At 31.4% G+C, this 25,305-nt stretch carries 27 protein-coding genes; 3 read left to right on the forward strand and 24 right to left on the reverse strand.

What is annotated here, in order from left to right:
- Window positions 1–306: 306 nt before the first annotated feature.
- The 12 genes from BUA46_RS10940 to BUA46_RS10995 all read right to left on the reverse strand — a co-directional run bounded on the left by BUA46_RS10940 (window position 307) and on the right by BUA46_RS10995 (window position 10,106).
- Window positions 307–1,077 (reverse strand): DUF6090 family protein, encoded by a 771-nt coding sequence (locus tag BUA46_RS10940; RefSeq protein ID WP_019387798.1) that lies wholly within the window; start codon window positions 1,075–1,077, stop codon window positions 307–309.
- A 210-nt stretch (window positions 1,078–1,287) separates the two neighbouring features.
- On the reverse strand, window positions 1,288–2,340 hold the full coding sequence (locus BUA46_RS10945) for a DUF6090 family protein (protein WP_019387799.1): 1,053 nt from the start codon (window positions 2,338–2,340) through the stop codon (window positions 1,288–1,290).
- 81 nt (window positions 2,341–2,421) lie between these two features.
- On the reverse strand, window positions 2,422–3,186 hold the full coding sequence (locus BUA46_RS10950; RefSeq protein WP_019387800.1) for a DUF6090 family protein: 765 nt from the start codon (window positions 3,184–3,186) through the stop codon (window positions 2,422–2,424).
- A gap of 162 nt (window positions 3,187–3,348) precedes the next feature.
- On the reverse strand, window positions 3,349–3,648 hold the full coding sequence (locus BUA46_RS10955) for a type II toxin-antitoxin system RelE/ParE family toxin (RefSeq protein ID WP_019387801.1): 300 nt from the start codon (window positions 3,646–3,648) through the stop codon (window positions 3,349–3,351).
- Window positions 3,641–3,892 carry a type II toxin-antitoxin system ParD family antitoxin gene (locus BUA46_RS10960; protein ID WP_019387802.1) on the reverse strand — a complete coding sequence of 84 codons (252 nt, stop codon included), beginning with the start codon at window positions 3,890–3,892 and terminating at the stop codon, window positions 3,641–3,643. The genes BUA46_RS10955 and BUA46_RS10960 overlap by 8 nt, the downstream gene beginning before the upstream one ends.
- 215 nt (window positions 3,893–4,107) lie before the next feature.
- Entirely contained in the window at window positions 4,108–4,623 is a 516-nt protein-coding gene (locus BUA46_RS10965) for a VanZ family protein (protein ID WP_162129534.1), read from the reverse strand.
- Between the two features lie 247 nt (window positions 4,624–4,870).
- Complete coding sequence (locus BUA46_RS10970; protein WP_019387804.1) at window positions 4,871–5,809, reverse strand: NAD-dependent epimerase/dehydratase family protein; 939 nt, start codon at window positions 5,807–5,809, stop codon at window positions 4,871–4,873.
- A 174-nt stretch (window positions 5,810–5,983) separates the two neighbouring features.
- Complete coding sequence (locus BUA46_RS10975) at window positions 5,984–6,760, reverse strand: DUF6090 family protein (RefSeq protein WP_019387805.1); 777 nt, start codon at window positions 6,758–6,760, stop codon at window positions 5,984–5,986.
- A 297-nt stretch (window positions 6,761–7,057) separates the two neighbouring features.
- Window positions 7,058–7,831 (reverse strand): DUF6090 family protein, encoded by a 774-nt coding sequence (locus BUA46_RS10980; protein ID WP_019387806.1) that lies wholly within the window; start codon window positions 7,829–7,831, stop codon window positions 7,058–7,060.
- Window positions 7,832–7,999: 168 nt separating this feature from the next.
- Entirely contained in the window at window positions 8,000–8,764 is a 765-nt protein-coding gene (locus BUA46_RS10985) for an alpha/beta fold hydrolase (RefSeq protein WP_019387807.1), read from the reverse strand.
- 172 nt (window positions 8,765–8,936) lie between these two features.
- Window positions 8,937–9,590, reverse strand: coding sequence for a hypothetical protein (locus BUA46_RS10990; protein ID WP_019387808.1), 654 nt, complete (start codon window positions 9,588–9,590; stop codon window positions 8,937–8,939).
- A 120-nt stretch (window positions 9,591–9,710) separates the two neighbouring features.
- Window positions 9,711–10,106, reverse strand: coding sequence for a winged helix-turn-helix transcriptional regulator (locus BUA46_RS10995; RefSeq protein ID WP_019387809.1), 396 nt, complete (start codon window positions 10,104–10,106; stop codon window positions 9,711–9,713).
- A 105-nt stretch (window positions 10,107–10,211) separates the two neighbouring features.
- On the opposite strand from BUA46_RS10995, the gene BUA46_RS11000 reads away from it, so the two are divergent.
- The 3 genes from BUA46_RS11000 to BUA46_RS11010 are packed head-to-tail and all read left to right on the forward strand — an operon-like array spanning window position 10,212 to window position 12,484.
- Entirely contained in the window at window positions 10,212–10,793 is a 582-nt protein-coding gene (locus tag BUA46_RS11000; RefSeq protein WP_019387810.1) for an NAD(P)H-dependent oxidoreductase, read from the forward strand.
- 10 nt (window positions 10,794–10,803) lie between these two features.
- Window positions 10,804–11,322, forward strand: coding sequence for a peroxiredoxin-like family protein (locus BUA46_RS11005; protein ID WP_019387811.1), 519 nt, complete (start codon window positions 10,804–10,806; stop codon window positions 11,320–11,322).
- Between the two features lie 28 nt (window positions 11,323–11,350).
- Window positions 11,351–12,484, forward strand: a complete 1,134-nt coding sequence (locus BUA46_RS11010) for a low temperature requirement protein A (protein WP_019387812.1) — start codon at window positions 11,351–11,353, stop codon at window positions 12,482–12,484.
- A gap of 169 nt (window positions 12,485–12,653) precedes the next feature.
- Here BUA46_RS11010 and BUA46_RS11015 read toward each other — a convergent pair whose 3' ends face one another.
- From BUA46_RS11015 to BUA46_RS11070, 12 genes are all read right to left on the reverse strand, one after another.
- Window positions 12,654–13,397, reverse strand: coding sequence for an SGNH/GDSL hydrolase family protein (locus BUA46_RS11015; protein WP_143148120.1), 744 nt, complete (start codon window positions 13,395–13,397; stop codon window positions 12,654–12,656).
- Window positions 13,398–13,551: 154 nt separating this feature from the next.
- On the reverse strand, window positions 13,552–14,337 hold the full coding sequence (locus BUA46_RS11020; protein WP_019387814.1) for a tetratricopeptide repeat protein: 786 nt from the start codon (window positions 14,335–14,337) through the stop codon (window positions 13,552–13,554).
- Window positions 14,338–14,491: 154 nt separating this feature from the next.
- Window positions 14,492–15,082 (reverse strand): hypothetical protein, encoded by a 591-nt coding sequence (locus BUA46_RS11025; RefSeq protein WP_019387815.1) that lies wholly within the window; start codon window positions 15,080–15,082, stop codon window positions 14,492–14,494.
- Between the two features lie 135 nt (window positions 15,083–15,217).
- Window positions 15,218–15,604, reverse strand: coding sequence for a hypothetical protein (locus BUA46_RS11030; protein WP_019387816.1), 387 nt, complete (start codon window positions 15,602–15,604; stop codon window positions 15,218–15,220).
- A 156-nt stretch (window positions 15,605–15,760) separates the two neighbouring features.
- Window positions 15,761–16,447, reverse strand: a complete 687-nt coding sequence (locus tag BUA46_RS11035) for a hypothetical protein (RefSeq protein ID WP_237714684.1) — start codon at window positions 16,445–16,447, stop codon at window positions 15,761–15,763.
- Between the two features lie 219 nt (window positions 16,448–16,666).
- Window positions 16,667–17,128 carry a hypothetical protein gene (locus BUA46_RS11040; protein ID WP_019388891.1) on the reverse strand — a complete coding sequence of 154 codons (462 nt, stop codon included), beginning with the start codon at window positions 17,126–17,128 and terminating at the stop codon, window positions 16,667–16,669.
- 193 nt (window positions 17,129–17,321) lie between these two features.
- Window positions 17,322–18,035, reverse strand: a complete 714-nt coding sequence (locus BUA46_RS15125) for a DUF6090 family protein (RefSeq protein ID WP_019388892.1) — start codon at window positions 18,033–18,035, stop codon at window positions 17,322–17,324.
- A 179-nt stretch (window positions 18,036–18,214) separates the two neighbouring features.
- Entirely contained in the window at window positions 18,215–19,087 is an 873-nt protein-coding gene (locus BUA46_RS11050) for a cyanophycinase (protein ID WP_019388885.1), read from the reverse strand.
- A 190-nt stretch (window positions 19,088–19,277) separates the two neighbouring features.
- A complete protein-coding gene (locus tag BUA46_RS11055; RefSeq protein WP_019388886.1) occupies window positions 19,278–20,060 on the reverse strand; it encodes an abortive infection system antitoxin AbiGi family protein in 783 nt (260 codons plus the stop codon).
- A gap of 5 nt (window positions 20,061–20,065) precedes the next feature.
- Complete coding sequence (locus BUA46_RS15240; RefSeq protein WP_244890600.1) at window positions 20,066–20,746, reverse strand: hypothetical protein; 681 nt, start codon at window positions 20,744–20,746, stop codon at window positions 20,066–20,068.
- Window positions 20,747–20,977: 231 nt separating this feature from the next.
- A complete protein-coding gene (locus BUA46_RS11065; RefSeq protein ID WP_026010096.1) occupies window positions 20,978–21,772 on the reverse strand; it encodes a cation efflux transmembrane domain-containing protein in 795 nt (264 codons plus the stop codon).
- A 354-nt stretch (window positions 21,773–22,126) separates the two neighbouring features.
- Window positions 22,127–25,156: an Eco57I restriction-modification methylase domain-containing protein gene (locus BUA46_RS11070; protein ID WP_019388186.1), complete on the reverse strand. Its 3,030-nt coding sequence runs from the start codon at window positions 25,154–25,156 to the stop codon at window positions 22,127–22,129.
- Window positions 25,157–25,305 lie beyond the last annotated feature (149 nt).

The following is a 25,305-nucleotide window of genomic DNA, read 5'->3' on the forward strand; positions in this document are numbered from 1 at the left end:
ATATATCTAATTTAAGCATTTAGTCTGTCCGCAAGCGGCTATCTCAACCAAATGTCCACTGGACATTTGATTTTGTTGCACAAAATTATGTTTCGATAATTTAAGGAATTTAATCATTGGTTAGTTCTTTCACTAAAGTTAGGATAATTATTTTAATCCGTTCGAGTGAGAATAATGAAGCATAACGTGTTTGTATAATCGTCAGTTGCGGGTTAATATGCGTTAATATTCGGTTAAGGACTGACGTTAGCAATTCCGAGTGGATTCGGACGTAGTCGAATCCGCCGTAATTGCGGTTATACATTGTTAGCCTTTCGTTATTTCTTTATTAATTAAGTCAATAACTTTTTTGTTCAATTCTTTCATTCTTTTGTAATCATCGATAATCAATGAATTCGTAAATACTGAAACGACAAATCCATTCTTAAAGACTTTATTATTAATCAGTCTATCTATTTCTTCCCTTGAAAGCTCTATCTTATTATCAAATTCTCCATTGTTAGCATAGAAAACAAAGCTTTGGGCAAAAGGTTCTAAATCAACAGTTCTAAACCAAGGGTCATAAAAATAGTGCTCCATATCATTTCTCAAATGCTCTCGATATGATATAATTTGTTTGTGGATTAAGTCTAAATTTAAAAGTTCATTTTTTATTGATGCGTTTGAGATTATTGTAAAATTTCCAGAATTCAATAATTCTACGAAAGTGTTGTTATTCCGCTGAAATTCTTGCCAGATGCCCACATTAAAGGTATGGAAGTTAAACATTTGAATATTCTCTACAGGCTTTCCATTAAAATGTTCAAGAGCAATTTGGGCAGAGTTCACTATACTTTCTCTAATACCAATGTAGCGTTCAAGTTCACTTTCTTCAAAAACTAAATCACTCTTTAAATTTTTCAAGAATTGTACTTCTTTGGCTCTTTGTTTATTTAATTCGTTATTGTTGTTGATTTGTAATGCTATTAAGATTCCAATTACTACAAGAACTATCTCTCCAATTGCATAAATTAAATACTTACTGAATTTATTTTCAGAAAGTAAATTTTGACGAATTTTTCTAAAGAATTTTATCATTGGTTAGCGGTTTCTGATAATGAATCACAACGTAGTTGTATATGGATTGTTGCGTGGTTTAAGCACATAAATTAGCAAATAAAAACCGAATAGAAAATCCGCGAGGATTTTCGTAAGTAGGCTAGAACCAGCAATAAATTATATACGGTGTTAGCCTTTCGTTATTTCTTGTTCAGTTTTGTTCTAGTAAGTTATGCTTTCTTAAAGAATTTAATCACAGTTTTTCAATTTTATAAATTCACTAGTTATTTGTCCATTAACAATTGTTTTTACACTATAGACATTACCAGCATCATCTTTGGAAAAATTAAAATTTATGATACTGGTTTTGTTAATTTTAGCAATAAAATCACCATTTTCATTTATAGACAAAAGTAAATGGGCAGTGCCAGAGTCTCCAAATGCTAAGAAGTTACCTTTTCTTTCAATAGTTATATCCAAGTCTATTCTTCCAGTTTTATAACAGCCGGAATAGGTCTCTAATTTGTCATTACTTATTTTTATAGCATGTCTAGGCATAAATTTCGGTAAGGGTTTTTCTGAAAATATGGCGTCATGTAGTTCAGCGTAACTTATTATTGAAACAGATTTTAAAAAAATCAATGATTCAATATATTTGATATTTCTTTCTTTATATGAGGCCACCATATTTTTAAATAATGCTTGTTCAACAAAAGCAAAGGCCTCCTTATTTGGCTTTTTGCTCAATACATCATAATACCAAGGCTGGTTGAACATAAAGTTTTTTTTAATATCATCATTTAAATTTGTTAAAGACTCCATGGGTTCGTATACCTTTTCTGCATTATAGGTGTATAAAGGGGTAAGGTTTTTAAGGATACTATTATATTTTTTCGGTATAATATTTATAGCATTCATTAAACTATTGTAATCATTAGTGGACTGACTAAAATTATGACTCATTTTAAAAAAATCAGTTAACTCTCCATACTGAAAACCTGTTACTTCATTAATTTTATAATTGCTTTCTAATATTAGTTTTGCTATTGAATCTTTTTTATTTAGATAGAAAATAGTACCGTCAATTGCTTTTATATCCTGCTCGAGTTCTTGCAAAACTTGTTCAAACAATGTTTCAATTTTGGCATTGTTATTTTTATTCTCGTTCCAATTATTAATTTGAAGTGCAATGAGAATACCAATAACCACAAGAACAATTTCACCAATTGCGTATTTCAGATATTTTCCTGTTTTACCTTCTGAAAGTAAATTTTGTCTAATTTTTCTAAAGAATTTAATCATTAGTGGTTAGTTTCTTTAAAGGTAGGATAATAAATGAATTTGGGAATTCTGATAATGAAGCACAACGTTGTTGTGCTTTCGTTATTTACATTCTTTTTCTTTTAATAATCCTATAGGTTCTTGCATTTCCTTTTTCAAATTTGATAAATGTTGTTTCTGTCTAATGAGCATGGCAATAAAAAAAACTAGATTATCTTGAAACTTTACGAAAATTGGGTTATTGATCTCGTTTGTCCAATCATTTTTTGGCAATACCTCTAATAGTTCTTTGTCGAGCTCCTGATTAAGGTAATCAATATCTTGAAACCCAAAATCACATATTAATTCAAAATCACTCATTCTTTTGAGAATTTCATTCCTATTCTCTTGAAGTAGATTTAGAATATTGTTCAAAAATGTACTATGCTGAATGAGTCTGTTTTTAAGTTCTAAATCCCTCAACAGTTTTAGCTGTCCTGACGATGTTATGTCTTCAAAAGCAATATTACTGGGTACAAAAACGTCTTGTCTTAAAGCAATTACGAATTTATTAAGTATTTCACCTCTGTCATTAGGTAATTTGTTTAAATCTAATATTAGCTCTTTACAAAGCTTAATTTTATCAGTTGTGAGTTTTGAAGTTTCATCAATTAATTTGTCATTTAACTCAAAGTCGTCTAAAATTCTACAGTAATAATCTGCTTCGGCATTTTTATTCTTTCGGTTTTCATTCCAATTATTAATCTGCAAAGCAATCAAAATTCCAATTACGACCAAAACTATTTCTCCGATTGCATATTTCAAATACTTTTCAGTTTTTCCTTCTGAAAGTAAGTTTTGACGAATTTTTCTAAAAAATTTTATCATTGGTTAGCGGTTTCTGATAATGAATCACAACGGTTTTGTGTATGGTTAGTTGCGTGTTTCAGCAACTAATTTAGTAAACAAAAACCTAATATAAAATCCGCGAGGATTTTCGTAAGTAGGCTAGAACTAGCAATAAATTATATACGGTGTTGTGTGCAGTTTTTATTCAGATATTCTTTTCTTCAAATCCATTCTTTCGTGCAATATTCTCGTTATTTCAACATAATTTTCGTTCAAAGTTCTGTAGAATATTATATGTCGATTTGTATTCATTCCGAGAAGTTGCTTTGATATTCCATCGTAGAATTTTCCGATGTCTGGGTTTTCTGCAATTTCTTGACAATTAGAAATCAGTTCAGCGTAATATTTGTCAGCTTGTTTTTCCGACCAAACCTCAAAGGTATAATCCCAAATCTTTGATAAATCCTCAACAGCTTTGTTGGTCAATTTATATTTAGCCATTCGAGTGCTTTTTCGCTTTTAGAGATTCAAGATGTTTTTTTGGGTCAAAGTCGTGAGCTATTCCGCTGTCAATTCCTTCTTGAATAGCTTTTTTCAATGCAGTTACTTTACTTTCTTCTTCTTCTAAAAGTCTTAATCCTGCACGAATAACTTCGCTAACGTTCTTAAATCTTCCTTCGCTTATGCAATTTTGCACGAATCGGTCAAAATAATTTCCAAGTGATATAGATGTGTTTTTGTTCATTTGAGTACTAATTTATCTCAAATATACCAAAAATTGGTATAATGACCAAATTCCCCAAATTGCACACAACGTGTTTGTGTATGGTTAGTTGCGTGGTTCAGAAACTAATTTAACAAATAAATCACAGATAGAACATTCCGCAGGAATGTTCGTAAGTCGGCAGTGACCAAGCAATTAATTATACACGGTGTTGTGTGTGGTTTTTAAATACTTATCTACTTCCTAGTCCAATTTGTGAAAATTAGTCGCAATTTTTTAACTCCAAAACTTATAAGCACTCCAAAAGCCGATGCCAAATAATTGAAACCAATATCGACAAAATCGAAAACTCGATAAGGTATAAAAAGCTGAATAAATTCGTCCAATAATCCAATAGTTCCTGCAGCCATAATTGAGGTAAATACAGGAAATTTGACATTCACTCCATTAAGTCTCCTTTCAATTAATGCTTCATAAATTAATATTGAAAGTAATCCATATTCAAACATGTGAGAGCGCTCAGCGGTTGTGAGATCCATTCTTAACATTGCCATCCCATATACAGCTATCACTCCCGCATAAATCCAATACTCTAATCTCTTTCCTGAACTTTTCAATCCGCTGAATATGAATGCTAAAATCAAAACTAGAAATAAGTAAAAAGTGCTTTGTTCTATTATTCTACGTTCAATCATATAATCTATGAGTTGACCTCCAAAAAACAGAGTAGCATAGATTGCAATTAAAACCATTAACGCCCAAATCCATAATTTCCGTTCCCTTTCAGATGTGAAATTTTTCTTTTTTTTCATTTATCAAACTGAGATGAAAATTAGGGTAATTGTTTTTTTTCAAATTACACACAACGGTCTTGGCTATGAGTAGTTGCGTGGGTTGGCATTTAACTTTGCAAGTATACAATTAGTTGGAAATTCCGTAGGAATTTCCAAAGTAGGCTAGAACAAGCAATTATTTATAGCCATTGTTAGCCTTTGTTTTTTATTGTCCGAATTCTCGTAAAGGAACTTCTGCTTTGTTGAATTCAATTCCTAATTCTTGTTTTGCTTTATCATTTCTGTAAACGATTTTACCATTTCCATTAGGTTTTTCGTTATTCAGCATTTTTGTAATGTCCGAAACTTTCCAGCTTTCACTGCTTAATAGATAGTTTTTTCCGTTTAATCCTTTTTTTATGGCCGAACTATAAATTCCGTCTGCAACATCTTTTACATCTACAATCGCAAATTCCGTATCTGTGTCAAATAACATTTGAACAAATGGATTTGGTGCAATTTTGTTTTTGAAAAGAAATTGTAAACCTGAAGAAGTTGAATCTTCTCTTTGTGATAATGATTTACCCATAACAGCAACAGGTGAAACACTTGTTATTTCAAAATCAGCATTTGGATGTTCTTCTATAAATTTCTCTACGGTTTGGTTAGCAATATATTTTGCCTGTGCATAAGGATGACTTTCTTCACTCATAAATGGTTGGTCAGATTCATCAATTGTATCATCAGGACTCTTACCATTAGGAAGCAAAGGAAAATTTGTGTTATACGATGCTACAGAAGCAATGAAAACGACTTTTTCAATTCCTTGCGTTTCGTTTATTACTTCAAGGAAATTTTCTGTTCCTTTAATAGTCGGGTCAAATAATTCAGTTTTTGGGTCTTGCACATCCAACTGAAAAGGTGTTCCACCGTGAACAACTATGTCACAGCCTTTTGTGAATTCCTTCAACTGACTCTTGATTTCAACTTTTAAAGGAAGAATTTCAAGGTTTTCGGCATTCGGTAAATTTTTTAAATGGTCATATTTTTCACTTTTGGAAATATCGGTAGCTGATACTCTTACCTTAAATCCTTCCTGCAAAAATTTCTTTGTGGTATGACTTCCAATGAAGCCTGAACCTCCAATAATTCCAACTGTTTTCATATTTTCTGATTTTGATTAGTTATGTTTTTCTAAATAAAGGCTAACGGTTTCGGCTATGAGTAGTTGCGTGGGTTAGCACGAAACTTTGCAAGTACACACCAAGTTGGAAATTCCGCAGGAATTTCCAAAGTAGGCGAGAACAAGCAATTACTTATAGCCATTGTTATGCTTTCGTTATTTATTCAGAGTTTCTAGTTCGTCTTCAATGTTTTTGGTCACTGCATTTATTTCCTCTAAGACCTCCATTTCGCTATTAATAATATTGCTCCTGTTAAAGAGCACTATCTGTAGAGTTTGTAATAATTCTTCGTCATTTACAAAGTTTTCGTAATTATTGATTGCTAATTTAGGAACTGACAATGTATCGGCAAATTTTGAGGGGTATTTCATTATTTTACTTTTATCTGGTTTCAGATACTTCGTCTGAAAGGGAAATAAAATTTTGGAAATATTATAATCTTGATTTTCCATTCTTGATTTGTCTTTCATACGCTCAAAACTTAATTGGAACAAATTTGTAATAGCAATTCGTAAGCTATCATTTGATAGGGTATTCAAACCAATAGTCTTGAGGTTTTCAAAACCACTTGTTTTAGGGAATACCTTTTGTTCTACCATTGACGCAATAAAGTGATTATTTATAATTTCAGAATTTTGCTCTTTACTTAAAATAGCTTTTATCAGATTTTGATTACTGGTCAAACAAAATTTATTTATTTGTACAGCTTGTAATATCTCTTGTTTAGTTTGACTTAAATCATTTTTTATTTCCTTATAAATCTGTACTTCTTGTTTTTGAACTTTACGGTTTTCATTCCAATTATTAATTTGCAATGCAATTAGAATTCCAATAACAACCAAAATAATTTCCCCAACTGCGTAAAGTATATATTTACTGAATTTGTTTTCAGTCAACATTTTTCGCCTAATTTTCCTAAAGAATTTTATCATTGATTAGTTGTTTCTTGAAAGGTAGAACAATTATTTAACTCGAGTGAGAGATAATGAAGCACATCGGTCTCGGCTATGAGTAGTTGCGTGGGTTAGCACTTAACTTTGTAAGTACACACCAAAATGAAAATCCGCAGGAATTTCCAAAGTAGGCGAGAACAAGCAATTACTTATAGCCATTGTTGTGCTTTCGTTATTTTTCTAATTCTTTGGAAATGGCATTATATATATATATATATATAATCATCTTCGATATTTTGATTAAATAACCCATATTCACTTCATCTAAAGTTGTATTTAATTTTGCAACCTATCTAGTTCAGCATCGATTAAAGTGGAAAGATTCTCAACATGGCCATACCACCTTTTGTACATTGCTAATTTCCACGCTCTCAATCTAATAGCATCCTGTAGTTTCATTAATAGATGCTCATCATTTAAAAGTTTTTCATAATTCACGATTTTCTTGCTGTACAGCTTAATGCTGTCCCTTTTTGTAATCTTGTAATTATTGATATCACTATCGGACAATGTGAGATATTTATCTGTTAATGGTTGCAAAAAACTAAAATTATGTCTTGGTGCATTGTGATATCCTAATAATTCTATTCTTTTAAATCCACGTTCATAAATAGTAATTATTTTTCTCCTTAAAGTGTCATTGGTGAGTGTTTCTAAACCCGCTGATTTTAAAGCTTCCAAACCTACAGACCTGGGGAAAAATTGATCATCGCGATGAGCATTGCTTAAATAGCTTGAAACATCTCCATTTAAAGGTTTTCTTTTAATAATGTGATCTCTTAATTTAATCGAATTTTCCAGATATTCTGAATGTGTTTTTATACCAGATTTCCAGTCCCCTAGGACAGCTTTCAAATCAACTTTAATTTCTTTATAAATTTCGATTTCAACTATTTCCGTTTTTCTTGTTTCATTCCAATTATTTATCTGTAGAGCGATTAAAATCCCAATAACCACAAGTAATATTTCTCCAATTGCGTAAATCAGGTATTTACTGAATTTGTTTTCGGAGAGCAACTTTTGTCTGATTCTTCTGAAGAACTTTATCATTAGTTTTTTTCTTTAATGGAGGCTAACGGTTTTGGCTATGGTTTCGTTACGGAATGGTACGCGAGTATCATTCCGCCGTAACCATAAATTTAGCAAAAAGGCTCGAAATTCCGATTAGGAATTTCAGCCGTAATGAACTATAGCCGTTGTTGGCTGTAGTTATTGTTTTTATTCAGCAATTAAAAATTTAATAGTTGATTCGTGTACTTTCTTTTCAGTTGCCAGAGCAAAATGATTGGCCCCTTTTATTTCCAAGTACTCTCCATTAGGCAGGGTTTTAGCTACTTTTTCTCCTTTTCCAAGCACCAAATCCAATTCTCCACTAATGATAAGAGTTGGGATTTCAATTTTCGAAGCATTCTCTACTGTCAAACTTGGATATTTTCCTAAACTTAAAGCAATCATAGATTCTTTATCTAATCCCACTTCATTAATAAAATTCCAATATGCAGATAAATGTTTTGGTAGGTGACTTGGGTAACTCTCATATGAAAATATTTTTGCAAAACCAGGCAAGAGATTTTCTAAAATATAAGGTGGAATTCCAATCAGACCATTACCAGTAGCAATTAAAATTGCTTTAGAAAAATATCCAGGATATCTATATAATAAATCAAAAGCTATTAATGTTCCCATTGAATAGCCAAGTAAGAAAACTTTAGAAAATTTTAAGTGCTTAATTAAATTTATTACATCATTTGAGAAGTTTTCTGTTCCATAAAATTTTGGGTCATTACTTTTATCGCTCTCATGATAACCACGAAAATTTATACCAATTACTTGAAATCCGTTTTCTGTTAAAGTCTCAATCCATCCAGTTTGTACATAGTTATAATTGAAATCAACTGCTCCACCGTGAAGAAGTACTATTGGTTTTCCTTTGCCGTGAACTTCATAGCTTATTGTAACTTTATTTGTTGTGAATTTCGGCATTTATCTTCTTGTTTGGATGTTCGCTTTAATTACTGCCAACGTGTTTGTGTATGGTTAGTTGCGTGGTTGAGCAACTAAATTAGCAAACTTTTACGAACCCGTGAAAATTCCGCAGGAATTTTCACAAGTAGGCACGTAAAAAGCAATTAATTATACACGTTGTTGCCACCAGTTATTTTATTCCGACTACTTTTTCAATCTGTTCATTTTCATAATTAAACTCCACAGTTTTCATTCTGTGAATTGGACTATCAATTCCTAAAATTAAATTACCACTAAATGACCTTAAATCTAAAACTCGAAACTTTTTCTTGTATTTAGTCAACGTTTGTTTATTTAAATCTACAATTCCAATTCTTTGAAATGTTCCACTAAAAAATGACTTTTCCCAAATCGGAATAGCAATTTTTAATCCATTTCTTGTCCAAATTGCAGGTCCACCACAATTGTTGTCAATTAAAATACTTTTATTCTCATTTGTTTTTATTCTACAAATTCCACGTAAAGGTGCTCCAATTCCGATTTCATTTAAGTCAGAGTATTCCAAAATAACTTTTTCGTCATTATTCAGACCGTTTGAGTTTTCATTCGGAAAGTCCCAAGCGTTTGGATATTTCAATGAATCTATTGAATAGCCAATTATTCGGCTTATTGAAAGTTCATCAAATTTTAAAGCTTGTAAAATTGTTCTTGCTAAATACTTGTCTTTCTTTTTTGCTTTGTCAAATGTGTGCATTAATCCACTTGCAAAAAGACGTTCATTTCCCGTCATTCCACCAATTCCAATAACGCTATTTGCTTTTTCGTAAATTTCTTCTTTCGTCATTTCTCTAATTGGTGTACAACGGTTTTGTATATGAAAAGTAGCGGATTTTACTCACGGACTTTTCGATTTGGTACTGACCTTAAATTTATAAAATTCATTTTCGATTAGGCGCTTAAACCGCTATTTTTTATATACGTTGTTGTACGCTGGCTTTTTTCCATTTTCTATTATTCTACATTGTTCAAAGTCCATTTCGGGATAAGCTTCATTTGCCCAATCACTTAACAACTTTAAAACGGGTAAAAGTCCAACTGCTTTTTCGGTTAATGAATATTCAACTCTTGGTGGAATTTCAGCAAAGGACTGTCTTAAAAGTAATCCATCATTTTCCAATTCTTTCAATTGATTAGTCAGTACTTTTTTTGAGATTGTAGGTATAAGTGCATTTAACATTCCAAATCGCATAGAACCATTAGATAGTAAATATAATATAATCGGTTTCCATTTGTTTCCAATTATGTTCATCGTATGCACAAGGGAACATGCATTTGGGTTGTCTATATATTTTCTTGCCATTAGTTACTTTTTGGTTACCACTATTTGTTCAAATTCAAACACTATAGTTTCTTTTATAAACTATTATTAGTTTCTTTGCGATACAAATGTAATTAAAAATTTAAAATGAAAAATATTTTTATAATAAATGGACATCAAAAATATCCGTTTTCAGAAGGAAAATTAAACGCAAGTTTAACTAAAAAAGCAGAAACCTACTTTAAGAGCAACGGTTACAATATCAAGAAAACTACAATGGAAGACAATTATAATGTCAATGAAGAAATTGAAAAATTCAAATGGGCAGATGTGGTCTTCTTTCAAACTCCTTTAAACTGGATGGGTGTTAGTTGGTCATTTAAAAAATACATTGATGAAGTATTTTCGATGGGTATGATGGGCGAAATGTCTGATGGTGATGGAAGAAGTAAAGAAGCACCGAAGAAGAATTACGGATTAGGTGGAAAGTTAAACGGAAATTATATGATGTCAGTAACGGCTAATGCACCAAAAGAAGCTTTTAATAATCCAGAGGAAACTTTTTTTAATGGTATGAGTGAAGATGACTTACTAAAACCTATGCATCTTAATTTTAAATGGTTTGGTTTTGAACCATTACCAACTTTTGTGGCATATGATGTAATGAAAAACCCTGAAATAGAGAATGATTTTAATCGTTTTGAAAATCATTTAAAAGCAAACTTTTAAAGTATTAATTATGAATAGACCAACACCAAAACATACAGCACCAGATTTACAATTCCCATTATTAGATGGAAATCAATGGAATTTAGCAGACCAAAAACCAGGCAACTTTACTTTGGTTGTTTTTTACCGAGGATTACATTGTCCATTATGTAAAAAGTACTTACAACAATTACAAGAATTGTTACCCGAATTTGAGCAAAGAGGCGTTAATGTTGTAGCTGTAAGTATGGATACCGAAAAGAGAGCTAGACTTTCTCGTCAAAAGTGGGAATTGTCTAATCTTACTTTGGGCTATGGTTTATCTGAAAAATCAGCCAGAGATTGGGCTTTGTATTTAAGTGCAGGAGTAAAAGATGGAGAGCCAAGTGAGTTTAGTGAACCAGGATTATTTTTAATTGACAATAGTAACCAAGTTTATTATTCAGCTATAAACAGTAATCCTTGGGGAAGACCATATTTACCATCTTTTGTAAAAGCGGTAGATTACATTATTACAGCTCATTATCCAGCTCGTGGAGAAATGTTATAATTTCGTATATGTTAAAATATAGTTTCTGTTGAAGAAAACATTCAAATATTTAGTTCAAAATAGGCATGCCACATGGTTGGAGCTTTTTTTTGATTTGGTTTTTGTGTCCAGTATAGGTATTGTTACGCATCAACTTGCACATACGCATCATAATCATATAGATCCTAAACAAATTTGGATGTTTCCTCTTCAATTCCTATCTATTTGGTGGATTTGGACGCTGCATACCTTATTTGCTAATCGTTTTGACACAGATAGTAGGTACCATAGAATTTCAAGTTTGGCTATCATGTTTTTAATGATAACAATGACTGCCTTTTTAGGTAGTGATTTATTTGAAAACTATGGGTTATTTATTGGCTTTTATGCAGTTATTCAAATCATTATAGCAGGCTTGTATATTAATTCTACTAAAGCACTTAATGAGTCAAAAGAGTATGCTAATAAATGCGGTATAATTATAATTATTGGAACAATTATTATTGGTGCTTCATTTCTCTTCCCTGATCCTTATAGAGAAATTACTTTAGTTTTAGGAATCGTATTTGAAATGATAGCCTTTGTTATTGTAAGCAAAAACAAGATTGTGCCTCCAGTACATAAAGAGCATTTAGTTGAAAGAATTGGTCTTCTTTCCATTATACTTTTAGGTGAATCTATTATTAGTTTAACAACAGCCTTAAGAGATATTAATTGGGATGTATTGAGTGTCATTGCTGCCGTAACTGGATTTATTATGATAGGATTAATCTGGTGGATTTATTATGATAGCTTCCATATAATGGAAAGATTAAAAGCAATGAAGAATGGTTTTGCGCTTATTTATTCTCACTTCTTTCTTGCTATGGGATTTGTGATATTAGCTAATGTCATCAGACATGCTATTTTGAATGATTTAAACCAAAACGATTTTAGGGTACTGGCAATAGTGGGAATGTGTTTCTTTTATGTAGGAAAACAAACCATATATTTTAAATTTTTACCACCTTTTAGAAAACCTATAGTTATCAATACACTTATTTGTGTTTTTATAACAGTGGGTTCAACGATTCTTCCAAAAATTGAATATGCACTTATAGGAGTAACAATTGGAATGTTATACTACACAATAGGGAATTTTAAGTTTACATTGACAAAGGACGTGTCGAGGTTTTTGGATTAATAAAGATTTGAAACAGTCTTTCAGCTTGCGTACAACGTGTTTGTATATGGTTTGTTGCGTGGTTTAACCACTAAATTTAGCAAATAAAAACCGAATAGAAAATCCGCGAGGATTTTCGTAAGTAGGCTAGAACTAGCAATAAATTATATACGGTGTTAGGCACAGTTTTTTATAAACCTTGAATTACCTTTAGACAGAATGCAATATTCATAGAATTTTCTCTAAACAACATAACTTCCTTTCCATCTGAATCGGTTATAAAAAACCTGTCCGGTAGATTTTTAGGTAGTTCTCCCGAAAGAGTGTTTACAAAAGCACAAGCCGTTAAAAATGCTCCTAAATCTGTTGGGTGACTACCATCTGGTAAATACAATTGTATATCTGGTCTTAATGTTTTAGCTAATTTCCAAGCTTCTCCAACCATAACAAGTCCACAATCACTTTCTTTTGATGCTTGTTGATACGATTCTGTTATTTTTTCTTGAAATTGTGGAAATTTTTTTGGTGGCCAAGGCACATATAAGTAAGGTTTAGCACCAGAAGCTTTAACTAGGTCAGATAACTTTTTAGAGTATTTGAAAAATTCGTCCTTTTTCTTAACAGCTTCACTACTTGACCCTTGTAATACAACTATATCGTAATTTCCGTTAATTATTGCTTCTTTTGATTTAAGTCCTTTATTGCCATACCAATGGTCGCTCAATTTAGCTCCACCAGCAGTACTTTTAGAGGTTATTAATTTGACTTTAGTACTGTCTGAAATCAGAGAAACGAGATGTGGCAAATTGGAATAGTAAGTGTAACTGTTTCCAACAAATAAAACATTCAATGTATCTTTTTTAATTTGGGCTAAACATTCATTTGCTATTCCAAAAAAGAAAATTGTAATAAATAAGTTTTTAATAAATTTCATAGATGCTTTAATTGTGCCTAACGTGTTTGTATATGGTTTGTTGCGTGTTTTAAGCACCTAATTTAGCAAATACAAACCGAATAGAAAATCCGCGAGGATTTTCGTAAGTAGGCGAGAACTAGCAATAAATTATATACGGTGTTATGCTACGTTATTAATTCCGTTTCTTTTTATCTTTTCTATCGCAATAAACATAAATTAAATCATCGACTGCATTATCTCCCAATTCTTTCGCTTTCTTTAAATCTTTACAAGCACTTTTCGTTTCTTTTTTACTCGGTTGTAAATTTCCGTTTCCAGTCAGAAGATTGATTTTCGCAGTTCCACGATTTGCAATAGATTCCACATAATTTGGTTTAAATTCAATTGCTTTTGAATAGTCAATTATTGATTGCTCAAAATTCCGCAACATATCGTTCGCAGTTCCACGAATGAAATATAATTCAGGGTCTTTTGCGTTTATGGTAAAATATCTGTCACAATTTTTAATTACTTCTTCAAACTTACCTTGAGAATAATTAATTCGAGCGAGCCAATAAAGTGATGCTTCCATCATTCTATTGTTATTGTTTTTTACAACAACATAATTAAAATCCTCTTTTGCTTTTTCTAAATTTCCAGCGTGCATTTGAGAAAGTCCTCTGTCTATAAATGAAGCCATATCAGTAATGTCCAACTTAATTGCTTCTGTAAAGTCAGATATTGCTAAATCATATTTTTTAATTCGGTCATATGATAGTCCACGATTTATGAAACAAGTTTTTCGAACAGTTTTTTCGTCCACCATTTCCATCAATTCAGTATAATTTGAAATTGCCTCTTGAAATTTTCCTGATTTAAAATTCGAGTTTCCAGAAGTATATAATTCCGTCGCTTTATTCTGCGAAAAAGTTGTTGTGGAAACTAAAATTCCAATTAAAAGAATTAATGTTTGTTTCATAGGTCTAATGTAGCATAACGGTCTCGTATAACCGTCAGTTACGGTTTTAAAGTTAATAATTTTCGGTTAGGAACAGACGTTAGCAATTCCGAGTGGATTCGGACGTAGTCGAATCCGCCGTAATTGCGGTTATACATTGTTGTAGGTAGTTTTTTTACCATACGTAAAGCCAATATACTAATTCGTTTTCTTTTTCATTTGTGGCAATTCCTCTTGAATATCCATTTTTCCATTTTTCAGGTAGATTCTTTCCCGATGATAAATTTTCTTCTTGTAAATATTTTCCAGTTTTGGATTCAAATACATAAATTTTATGATATTCAGGTAGATATTTGCTATTCATTCCAAAGTCTCTTTCGTAAGAGTCGAAATTCGGTATGGGAATTCCATTTAATTTTTCAGAATAGTTGATAGTATCTCCAACTATTATAAAAATGCTATCTGTTGGTTTATAAGATTTAATCTTATTCAATTCCAGTTTGCGTTTAACTTTGTTAAATTCCATTGAATCCACTTGATGAGAGAAAATCATATTTGCCATTCCAATTGCATAAACTCCTGAAGGATAACTTACGGAAAGCTTTTTTTCTTCTTTCAGTTCGCTCGGAAAATGGCCAGTTAAATCTCTTGAGAAAGTTCCAATTCCATTTGCATAATTTTCCAAAAACTGCTTTTCTAATTCAGTTCTTCTATCGGTACAGGATACTAAAAGGATTATTAAAATTAAATAAATTGATTTTCTCATTCGGGTCAGTTAAATTACCTACAACGGTTTGTGTAAGGATAGTTGCGTGATTAAGCAACTAACTTAACAAAAATGGAACGAACCAGAGGAAAATCCGCAGGATTTTCCGAGTAGGCAAGAACCAAGCAATTATTTTTATACATTGTTGGCAACTGTACTTTTATTTATTTTTAGTTCTTCAGTCCCAGAATAGTTCCATTTCACTTTCCATAAGTCAGATTCCACTTTCTGTTTTATTTTTCCTTTATTGATAGTCAAACCAGCAAAAGAGGTCGGAATTCTCGTTTTAGAATTATTCGGAATAATAAATATTGCGCTCGCATAAAATCCAAAGTACCGGAATTCGCAGTAGTCAATTTGGTCGGAGATTTTTTCTTTTAATTTTTCAATTATTTGCTCCCGAGTTTTCTTTCCGATTTCAGGTTTGTAAGGATTCCAATATTCATTAATTATTTTTCCCTTATCATTTTCAGATAACGAAATCCATTCTTCAAAATCATATTCTCGATTTTTATCTGTCATTCCTGTATTGTTGCCAACGGTTTTGTGTATGGTTAGTTGCGTGTTTCAGCAACTAATTTAGTAAACAAAAACGAACGCGAGAAAATTCCGAAGGAATTTTCCAAATAAGCAACGACCAAAGCAATTAATTATACACGTTGTTGCCACACGTATTTTTTATGAAATCCAAGTGTCAATAATCTTATCAATAATCCATTTACCTTGGTCATTTTTTCTTATGAAAACTCGAAAACCACTTCCGTTTAGAATTCCCATTCCAAATCCAGCATTTAGAACTCCGTAAGATTTATTTTTGTCAAATAATATTCGACTAAACCCAATCTTCGCTCCAATGTAAAAATCATATTTAGTTCTCCAGAATTCACGTCCTTTAGGGAATTCCGATTGATATTTGAATTTGAATTTTTTATTGTTAGCCTTTAACCTGGTTAAATCTATTTTGAATCCATTGTCCAATTCAATGTTTTTTGAATCTAAAACTATGTTTTGGTTTTTAAAATGTTTAACTAACTCGTACATATCTTCTCTGTCAAAACGAGTAATAGAATCCGAAATAGCTAAATATATTGATGCTGTATCTCGGTTTAAGGAATCTTTTTTTCTTTTGTAATCTTTTATTGCTTGTATATAAACATCAGTCTTTTTATAAGCTTCAATAGCTTCATCTATACTTCCATATTTGTCAAAAAACTCTGGTGAAGGAGGTGGAGGAGGTGGAGATTTTCGCCTGTCGTCATAAATAGAATCTAAAATAGAAGGAAATATTTCATAGAAAACAGCTTGTTCAAATTCAGTTTCAGAAATAATTTTTTCTTGCTGACAATTCCAAAAAATTGAAGTCAAAACCAAAATTGCAAAAAATGTAGTTAGCGGTTTTCTCATATGTGTGGCAACGTGTTCGTGTATGGTGAGTTGCGTTGGCTAGGACTAAGTTAGTAAACAAAAACGAACCAGAGGAAAATCCGTAGGATTTTCCGAGTACACACAGAACAAGCAATTAAATATACACGTTGTTGTGTGTAGTATTTTGTTCATTATCAGAGGTTAATTTTATCATTCAGATTAATTTGGTAAAAGATTTCTGAAATTTTCCCATACAACTGAATCGCCATTAATTTGAAAAGTCATAGAGTTCTTGAAAATAGAAGTAATAGCACCTATTCCAGCACCCAATCCTGAGAATACCAAGGTCCCTATTCCTGTATAGCCCTCAGTAAATGATTCATCTGTTCTGGTACTTAGAAGAATTACAGTGCCAGCACCAATTGATGAACCTATAAGTATATTATTGCCTACAGATCTCTTAGTTTTAATTGAACCTATACTATCAATTGAAATATTTATTGGTTTTTTATTTCTTCTTAATGTTAACGTAGTTTTGGTAGTTGACAGTAATTTTCCCTTAGCGATTTTCTTTCCATTTAAATTGTATATCCTCAAAAAAGTGTTCGATTTTAATTTTTTTTCTTGAGCATTAACACTGAAACATAATAATAAGGTTAAAATGATGATTAAAGATTTCATAATTATTTAAGTTATTAGCATTCAGTCAGTTTTTGGATAAGATTGGGTATTACACACAACGGTCTCGGCTATGAGTAGTTGCGTGGATTAACACTTAACTTTGCAAGTACACCCCAAACTGAAAATCCGCGAGGATTTTCAGAAGTAGACGAGAACAAGCAATTACTTATAGCCATTGTTGTGCTTTCGTTATTTATTCAAGTGTCTGTATATATTCATCTAATTGTTCTTTAAGTTTTTGGGCAAATTCATTCATATCCGTATAAATGTTAAGTTGTGTTTTCTTCGTCATCAATTGATAATTGATAATGTTATTGAGTTTTTTTTCTTTAATAACTCTAATCGTGTTTTCTTTTACCAGTTCATTATTATTATCATATTCCATATACGATAAAACAGTCATATCCACATTTTCAAGAGCGGTAGACCTTCCATAATCTATTAATTCGTTAGTTGTAAGTCGTGCGCGATCATTGTAGAAACCTAATTTGTTTTTTAAATCTTTATCATCTATCAAATCAATACCTCCATTGGTTTTTAAATTAGCATAAGAATCACCGAAGAGTATAGGAGTATCATTCCAAACTACTATTTCAAAAAACAGACTTAAATCTAATTCTTCAAATTCTCCTTGAGATAGTTTTTGAAGATAATCAACTCTTTCTGGGTAACTTTTAATCTGGGATTCAAATAGATTGATATCATCTTTTAATTCGATCGACAATATTTTTAATTGCGTGATTACTTCTTTTTTTGAAATACGTTGGTCGTTCCAATTATTAATTTGAAGAGCAATCAAAATTCCGATAACAACTAGTAAAATTTCACCAATAGCATATTTAATATACTTTCCAGTTTTTCCCTCTGAAAGTAAATTTTGTCTAATTTTTCTAAAGAATTTTATCATTGGTTAGCGGTTTCTGATAATGAAGCACAACGTTGTTGTGTATGGTTAGTTGCGTGTTTCAGCAACTAATTTAGTAAACAAAAACGAACGCGAGAAAATTCCGAAGGAATTTTCCAAATAAGCACTTGCCAAAGCAATTAATTATACACGGTGTTAGCTACAGTGATTATGCATAATGTTTAATTCCGAATGACTTTTCTGTCTCTTAAATTATATTTATCTCCACTTTTCAAAAAATAGAATAATTGGTTTTTATTTGGAAGTTCTTTTTGAGTTTCCTCATCGAATGGATTATGTTCAATTGACCAGAACGATTTGTCATAGATAATAACATAACTTTCTCCAATAACTTCCAGAATATCTCCTTTGACCACAATAGCTGTACTCTCATCAATTCCGACACCCAAAAGTTCAGGTTTTTTCTCTAGGATTGTAAACATATCAAACTGTCTATTTCGGCTTAACACGTGTTGGTCAATAGCAATATTTGAAATAAATCCGAATCCAATTTCGTGGTCTCCCATCATTATTTGATTGTTTTTCGTATCTCCTCTTGCTAAATAGGAACCTTGTATAGTTGCGCCTGCTGACGAACCTGCAATTACGCCACCTCTGTCCAATAATTTTAATAGTTCCTTGTGTACTTTGGTATTTAAATAACTATCTGCAATTCTCCAATGTCTACCACCTGTAAAATAAATACCTGTAGCTTCTTTAATCGGTTTAACAAAATCATCTGTATTTACCTCAATAGAATCATTTGTATGTAGAACAGTAAAATTAGGTATTCCATATTCTTTGAAATTTCTTTTTAATAACAATGTATCTATTTCATTGTTCCTCACAAACGCTGTTGGTATAACTACTATTTTTGCAGAATCTCCGCCAGCCAGTTTCCGAAATTCTTTCATAATATTAGTGTGTCCAATATCTCCACCACCAATCGCTATAAGTGTTCCATTTTCATTTCCTGTAGTTACTTTATTTTCCTGTGCTATACATACAATAGGTAAGAGTAGTGTGATAAAAAATACGAATGATATTTTCAACATTTGTGGTTTTTAATTGTTCTACGTTAGTTTTTAGGTCATTGTAGCTAACGTGTTTGTGTATGGTTAGTTGCGTGTTTCAGCAACTAATTTAGTAAACAAAAACGAACGCGAGAAAATTCCGAAGGAATTTTCCAAATAAGCAACGACCAAAGCAATTAATTATACACGGTGTTGCCAGTAGTTTTTTATTTTAAATATCCTCCATTAAATTTTCCATTACTTGAATTTTACCAATCATATTTCGTTGGACACTTTTTGATTGATTTCTCAAATAATTTTGCTCAATAAAATCCGATAATCTTTCAAAATCTTCATTTGTTTTTACGAAGATGTATTTGATATCTTTATAATTAAATTTTAGACTGCAATGTTCTTGTAAAATACTATTGTTATTTTCTCTTATATCAATGTTGTCAAAAATTTCTTTTTCTAAAAATGCTCTTATTTCTGGTATTTTTGAAGCTGCTTTTTCAATTTCTCCAAAAGGAACATATCTCCATTCTCTCTCGTCGTAAAAATTGTAAAGTTTATCTTGAAATTTACCATCTTTATACATATGTCCTTTTGATGACTTATAGTAATTTTTAAGAATTTGAAGTAAACCTAAAAATTGATTGCTTTCATCACTTACTTTCATTTCAAACGTCTTCCACAAAATAAATCTTATTAAGTCTGCAGTAGAACTATGTTCATAAACATAAGTTACAGGTGAAATTCCTTTCGAGCTTCCCCATTCTTTTGTCATTCCTAAGCCGAAGAATCCGTACTTATTTACGTGTTCACTTATTGAAGCAAGACCAATGTCACAGAAACAAACCATTGGTTGGGCAACCATTTCAGAACCATTTGTAAAAGGTGTAAAAAAACCTATTTCTTCAATGCAATATCTGGGTGCAAAACCATTGGTTAAAATATTTTCTAAAAATTCAATTTTGGGTGTAATGTGGAATAGTGTATTTGCGCTTAAGTTCATAGTTTTTATTCAATCAGTTTAGTTAAATCAACACTCGTAATTTCTTCAAATATTTGAGCAGCTAATTCCGTGTCAATTTTTCCCATTCCAAAACTTACAATCTTTCCAATAAGCATCATTTTCAAATCCTTTTTGCTGATTTTTTTACTTTTTCCTTTTAGTTGTTCAATTTCATCAAATATTATTTCTTGTCCATAACCCAGTTTCTCAAGTTTTTCCAATACAGAGTTAATTCGGTCGTGAAGTTCAGTAAGTTCCTTTAGAGAGTAGTCAACATCGTCATCTGTTAATTCACTTTCTGGAACTTGGTAATTTTCAAATATATTTTGTTGGCGTTGAATTTCAGAGTTTAAATTCCGAATGTTGCCCAATTCAGAACGATTGATTCTCTCTTTTTCTTTTAAAAAATTCAGTTCTTGATTCTGTCTTTTTTTTGTTTCACTATCGATTGCTTTTGTCAAGTAATCTTGATTTCGAGATAATTCTTTTCGTTTATCAGCCAGTTTTTTTTCAAAGTCAGCAACTTTCGAACTTATACGAATTAGCTCTTTTGATTTACCATCTATTTGTCTTTGATAACTTTGAATTGTAGAAAGATTTTTCGTTGAGAAAGCTCTTTTAGATAAATCATTGATTTTAGAATTCAAATCGACTTCTTTTTTCCTTTCAGCAACTTGCTTTTTCATTAAATCCGCAATTTGAGAATTTATTTGGCTGACTTTATTTCTGTAACTACTTACTGACATTATTGGTTGGGTTCAAATTACTGGCAACGGTCTTGTGTATGGTTAGTTGCGTGTTTCAGCAACTAATTTAGTAAACAAAAACGAACGCGAGAAAATTCCGAAGGAATTTTCCAAATAGGCAACGACCTAAGCAATTAATTATACACGTTGTTGTAAGTAGTGTTTTTTTGCTTACCTGCTCAATTTTAGTATTCGGAATGCTCCTTGAATTACCAATGCAAAAACGATTGTTCCGATAATCAAATCAGGTTTACTCGAACTCAACCAATTTACCAAAAGTCCAGCGATTACTACGCCTAAATTGATAATCACATCATTCGAGGTGAAAATCATACTAGCTTTCATATGTGCCTCGTCTTTGCTTTTTGACTTTTGCAAAATGTAAAGACAAATTCCGTTTGCTATAAGTGCAAAAATAGAGACGATAATCATTGTTGAAAAATCGGGAAGTTTCTCGTCTCCAAAAAATCTCCTTAAAACTTCTACAAATCCAATAATCGCAAGTGTTATTTGAAAATATCCAGCAAGTTTGGCAATCCGTTTTTTCTTTATTACTGTTCCGCCAACCGCAAACAAGCTAATTCCGTAAACAAAACTGTCCGCAAGCATATCTAAACTGTCGGCAACAAGTCCCATTGATTTTGAGATAATTCCTGTTGTCATTTCGATTATGAAAAACGCGAAATTTATTGCAAGTACAGACCAAAGTAGCTTTTTCTGATTTTCGTTTTCTTTAAATTCCGTTTGGTCGGTTTCTTCCGTTGAGATTTTCTTTCCGCCTAAATTCAGTTCGATAACTGACTTTTCGATTTGGTCAATTTCTCCGCTGTGAAAAACGGTCAATTTTCGATTCGGAATGTCAAAGTCCAAATTGGCAATACTTGAAATTCCGTCCAATTTCATTCGGATTAAATTTTCCTCCGATGGACAGTCCATTTTGGTAATTTCAAATATTGTTTTGTTCATTCAAATTCGTGGGTTTTCGGCATTACTTACAACGGTCTTGTGTATGAAACGTAGCGTATAAAAAGTCGCTAATTTTTCGGATTTAACACGAGCCGAATTTTTTATTTTTATGTTTAATTTTCTTTTCTAAATATAACCAAATAAAAAATTTGGCGTACTTTGTAAATATACAAAAACCTCTCGGAAAGCCTATAATAGCTATGTTTTATACACGTTGTTGTAAGTAGTGCTTTTTACGTTCTGCTTTGTTTTCCGATGTTTGTTATTTAGTTCAAATGTGAGCGTTGGCAAGACATACTCTTTTGCAATTTTTGGCTTGTGTTTTGGCTGAAGCGAATTGCAAATGTGTATGGCTTATGCGTTGGCATTTTTCACTAATTCAATTTCTTCTTTAGTTAGTTCATAAAGTTCATATACTATTTTGTCCATTTCATTATCATTCCGTAAAATAAGCGATTCGAGTTCTACAATTTTATCTTTCTCTTGGTTAAAATATTGTAACCATTCTGCTTCTTCACTAATTGCGATAGAGATTTTTAATCTTTTAAGCTCTTTTAAAAAGTCTTTAAATTCTAATTGATACCAATTTTGCAATTTTCTGCTAATTTTTTCCAATTCAAATTTCGATTTTAGAAGTGTCGAGAAATTATTAGCTAATGTTTCTACTTCCAATCTATACTTATTGGCGTTTTCTACTAAAACTTTTGTTTGACTTACGTCTGTTATTTGTCTAAATGGTATTTTTTGAAGTAGTAAGTTATTCACACTTATATAGCCTCCAGCCATATGTTTATCGGAAAATTTATATCTAAAAAACCAATTAATTAGTTTAGAATTGATAATTAATTGGACTTGGTACAATTTGTCTAATTCTCCGCAAATACTATAAACACTTACAGCTGGTGCGTATTCCCCTTTCGAATCTAAAGACGCTTCAATAATTTTAGTCATTCCAGCTACCATAACTTTTGGTTTACAGAATAAAGCCCATTTACCTTCGGATATTATTTCTGAATCATAAGTTATAAATGGTTTTATGTAATCTTTCTTCTTGTATCTTGTTATGTTGTTGGTGAAAATATGTGGGTCAATACTGCCAGTAACTGTTAACCTTTTTGAATCATCATTTATTTTACCATCTGTAACACATTGAGCATAGTTGGTAAATTGAAATCCATTTATTCCTGGTTCAAAACTTAAATCATTGTTTAAGGTGTTTTTAGATTTTTCAATTTTTGAAATGATTGAATCACTCTCCTTGTCAATAGAATCTAAATACTTTAGATTAATGAAATCCCATTTTCGATGAATACCAAACTCCTCAAAAGCACCTTGTTCTACAATTATTCTATCGACAGAATTTTGGTTCTTTTGTTTTTGTTTATTTTTTGAGATTGTTATAATTATAGGATATACAGAAGCGTCTGTAAAGACATTTATATTTGAATAATCTATAACTTCCTCAAATGTGTAGTTTTTGCTAATTAAGTCAAGTAAGCTTTTCGAGTATTTTGCACTTAAAAATTTATTAGGAATAATAAAAGATAGATATTGTTTTTCCTTAACTAATCGCATTCCTTGTTCAATAAATGGAATGAAAATGTCATAATTACCAGATTGTGCACTTTCAAACTTATCATTCCAATGATTAATTTGGTTTTGCATTCCGTGTCTATGCATATCTTTATTGGATACGTATGGCGGATTTCCAATAATAATATCAAAACCACCTTTGCTAAAAACATCAGGAAATTCTTTTTCCCAATTAAATGCTTTATCTCCTGCAATTTCTGGGTCTTCAATTAAGCTATTCCCACATTTTATATTGTCGCTTAAAGATGTTAGTTTTCTCCCTTTTTGAGCTGTATGTAACCATAATGCAAGTTTGGCAATTTCAATTGCCTCTTCATTGATGTCTACGCCATAAATATTTTTCTCTAAAATTGCATTTTCAACATCACTTAAAACCAAAGCATCTTTGTTGTATTTAGCCGAGAGTTCATCAATAAACTTATGTTCTTCTAATAAAAACTCCAATGCTTGATTTAAAAAAGCACCAGAGCCACAAGCTGGGTCACAAATTGTCAATTGCAATAGCCAATCTCTATAAGATTGAAGATTATCCAATCGTTTTCTGCTTCGTTGTTTTGCTGGTTGATAATTGTCATCGTTGATTTCAAGTTCTTTTTTCTTTGCTTCACAAAGTTTACCAACCGTATTATCTACAATATATTTAGTGATATACTTTGGCGTATAAAAAACTCCTTCCTTTTTCCGTTTGGTTTTTCCTTTGTCATTCGGAATGCCAGCTAATTCCAATTGAATTTCTTCAATTTCGGTTAGAGAATGTTCAAATATATGTCCAAGAATATTTACACTTACTTCGCTTTCAAAATCGTAGTTACTTAAATTTAATGTGTGCTTGAAAAGTAAGTCATCATTTATATTGATGTTGTCTAATATTTCATCAGATGCAAATAAACCTCCGTTATAAGCAAAAATAGCTTCTCTAATTCCTCTTGCTGGACGACCTACATTTAAAACATTAAAATATTGCTTGAAAATTGAATATAATGGTTTGTGGTCTCCAAAATCTACATCGTCTTTCCATTTTTCAATAATTTGGTTAATTGAGTTTGGTGGAACTAATAACCTGTCTTCTGCGAAAAATATGAATAGGAAACGGTCAAGTAACTTTTGTGTTTTCTTAAATAAAGTTAGTTTGTCGTATTCTGGATTTTCTTTTTGAATACTGTCAAAAATGTCGTTTCTAAATTCAGAGTAATCTTTGTAAAGCTTTTTGGTAATGTTCGCTTCTTGCTTTATAGATTCGTCTTTAATTTTTTTTGCAAGGTCTTTTAAAAGATACTTTGACGAAAGACAAAGCCAAAGTATTTCAAAGCGTTCTTTTGTGAGTTGAAATAGATTAAATTCCTCAAAATCGACTGCGTTGTCTATGTAAAATCGCAACTTTTCAAAGTTGGAAGTAATTACATAATTACAACCTGGTTGGTTGTTTTTATATCCAAATGCTTGAGTTTCTACTTTGCTTAAATCCGTTGTGTTTGTTCCTTTCAGTTCAATTACAGCAAGAGCTTTGTCGCCTTTTAAAATTGCTCCATCTGTTTTTTTTGAACCTTTAAAGTTTTTTAACTCGGTTGTCAGATTAAAACTAGGTGTTGGGTTTTTAACGTAGCCAAAAACGTTTACGAATAAGTCAATTAGAAATTCGCCTTGATACTGTTCCTCTTTGGAATTTCGGATGTTTTCTTGAATCGTCGGATTATGGAAATGGCTGGTAAATCGCTCGTAAGCTTGATTGACTTTTTCGGACTCCAATCCTTTTAAATATTTGTTTAGAACAGAGTTCTGAAATAAGCTCATAAAATTTTAATCGTTTTTCTCAAAGTTAATATCATTTCGAGCGTTGGCAAGAAACAGCTCTTTTATTTTTTTCAGCTTTGGCTTTTCGCGTTGGCAAAAAAAATAAATGTGCTGTTTGCGCGTTGGCTTTTTTTAGTTCAAATGTTCAT

This window comes from Algibacter luteus, assembly GCF_900141715.1.
Classification (GTDB): Bacteria; Bacteroidota; Bacteroidia; order Flavobacteriales; family Flavobacteriaceae; genus Arenitalea; species Arenitalea lutea.

What these genes read in the sequence shown, in the direction of transcription:
- BUA46_RS10940 (WP_019387798.1), bottom strand. Translation starts at nt 1,077, where the DNA reads ATGATAAAATTCTTTAGAAAAATTCGTCAAAATTTACTTTCTGAAAAT.
- BUA46_RS10945 (WP_019387799.1), bottom strand. Translation starts at nt 2,340, where the DNA reads ATGATTAAATTCTTTAGAAAAATTAGACAAAATTTACTTTCAGAAGGT.
- BUA46_RS10950 (WP_019387800.1), bottom strand. Translation starts at nt 3,186, where the DNA reads ATGATAAAATTTTTTAGAAAAATTCGTCAAAACTTACTTTCAGAAGGA.
- BUA46_RS10955 (WP_019387801.1), bottom strand. Translation starts at nt 3,648, where the DNA reads ATGGCTAAATATAAATTGACCAACAAAGCTGTTGAGGATTTATCAAAG.
- BUA46_RS10960 (WP_019387802.1), bottom strand. Translation starts at nt 3,892, where the DNA reads ATGAACAAAAACACATCTATATCACTTGGAAATTATTTTGACCGATTC.
- BUA46_RS10965 (WP_162129534.1), bottom strand. Translation starts at nt 4,623, where the DNA reads ATGGTTTTAATTGCAATCTATGCTACTCTGTTTTTTGGAGGTCAACTC.
- BUA46_RS10970 (WP_019387804.1), bottom strand. Translation starts at nt 5,809, where the DNA reads ATGAAAACAGTTGGAATTATTGGAGGTTCAGGCTTCATTGGAAGTCAT.
- BUA46_RS10975 (WP_019387805.1), bottom strand. Translation starts at nt 6,760, where the DNA reads ATGATAAAATTCTTTAGGAAAATTAGGCGAAAAATGTTGACTGAAAAC.
- BUA46_RS10980 (WP_019387806.1), bottom strand. Translation starts at nt 7,831, where the DNA reads ATGATAAAGTTCTTCAGAAGAATCAGACAAAAGTTGCTCTCCGAAAAC.
- BUA46_RS10985 (WP_019387807.1), bottom strand. Translation starts at nt 8,764, where the DNA reads ATGCCGAAATTCACAACAAATAAAGTTACAATAAGCTATGAAGTTCAC.
- BUA46_RS10990 (WP_019387808.1), bottom strand. Translation starts at nt 9,590, where the DNA reads ATGACGAAAGAAGAAATTTACGAAAAAGCAAATAGCGTTATTGGAATT.
- BUA46_RS10995 (WP_019387809.1), bottom strand. Translation starts at nt 10,106, where the DNA reads ATGGCAAGAAAATATATAGACAACCCAAATGCATGTTCCCTTGTGCAT.
- BUA46_RS11000 (WP_019387810.1), top strand. Translation starts at nt 10,212, where the DNA reads ATGAAAAATATTTTTATAATAAATGGACATCAAAAATATCCGTTTTCA.
- BUA46_RS11005 (WP_019387811.1), top strand. Translation starts at nt 10,804, where the DNA reads ATGAATAGACCAACACCAAAACATACAGCACCAGATTTACAATTCCCA.
- BUA46_RS11015 (WP_143148120.1), bottom strand. Translation starts at nt 13,397, where the DNA reads ATGAAATTTATTAAAAACTTATTTATTACAATTTTCTTTTTTGGAATA.
- BUA46_RS11020 (WP_019387814.1), bottom strand. Translation starts at nt 14,337, where the DNA reads ATGAAACAAACATTAATTCTTTTAATTGGAATTTTAGTTTCCACAACA.
- BUA46_RS11025 (WP_019387815.1), bottom strand. Translation starts at nt 15,082, where the DNA reads ATGAGAAAATCAATTTATTTAATTTTAATAATCCTTTTAGTATCCTGT.
- BUA46_RS11030 (WP_019387816.1), bottom strand. Translation starts at nt 15,604, where the DNA reads ATGACAGATAAAAATCGAGAATATGATTTTGAAGAATGGATTTCGTTA.
- BUA46_RS11040 (WP_019388891.1), bottom strand. Translation starts at nt 17,128, where the DNA reads ATGAAATCTTTAATCATCATTTTAACCTTATTATTATGTTTCAGTGTT.
- BUA46_RS15125 (WP_019388892.1), bottom strand. Translation starts at nt 18,035, where the DNA reads ATGATAAAATTCTTTAGAAAAATTAGACAAAATTTACTTTCAGAGGGA.
- BUA46_RS11050 (WP_019388885.1), bottom strand. Translation starts at nt 19,087, where the DNA reads ATGTTGAAAATATCATTCGTATTTTTTATCACACTACTCTTACCTATT.
- BUA46_RS11055 (WP_019388886.1), bottom strand. Translation starts at nt 20,060, where the DNA reads ATGAACTTAAGCGCAAATACACTATTCCACATTACACCCAAAATTGAA.
- BUA46_RS15240 (WP_244890600.1), bottom strand. Translation starts at nt 20,746, where the DNA reads ATGAAAAAGCAAGTTGCTGAAAGGAAAAAAGAAGTCGATTTGAATTCT.
- BUA46_RS11065 (WP_026010096.1), bottom strand. Translation starts at nt 21,772, where the DNA reads ATGAACAAAACAATATTTGAAATTACCAAAATGGACTGTCCATCGGAG.
- BUA46_RS11070 (WP_019388186.1), bottom strand. Translation starts at nt 25,156, where the DNA reads ATGAGCTTATTTCAGAACTCTGTTCTAAACAAATATTTAAAAGGATTG.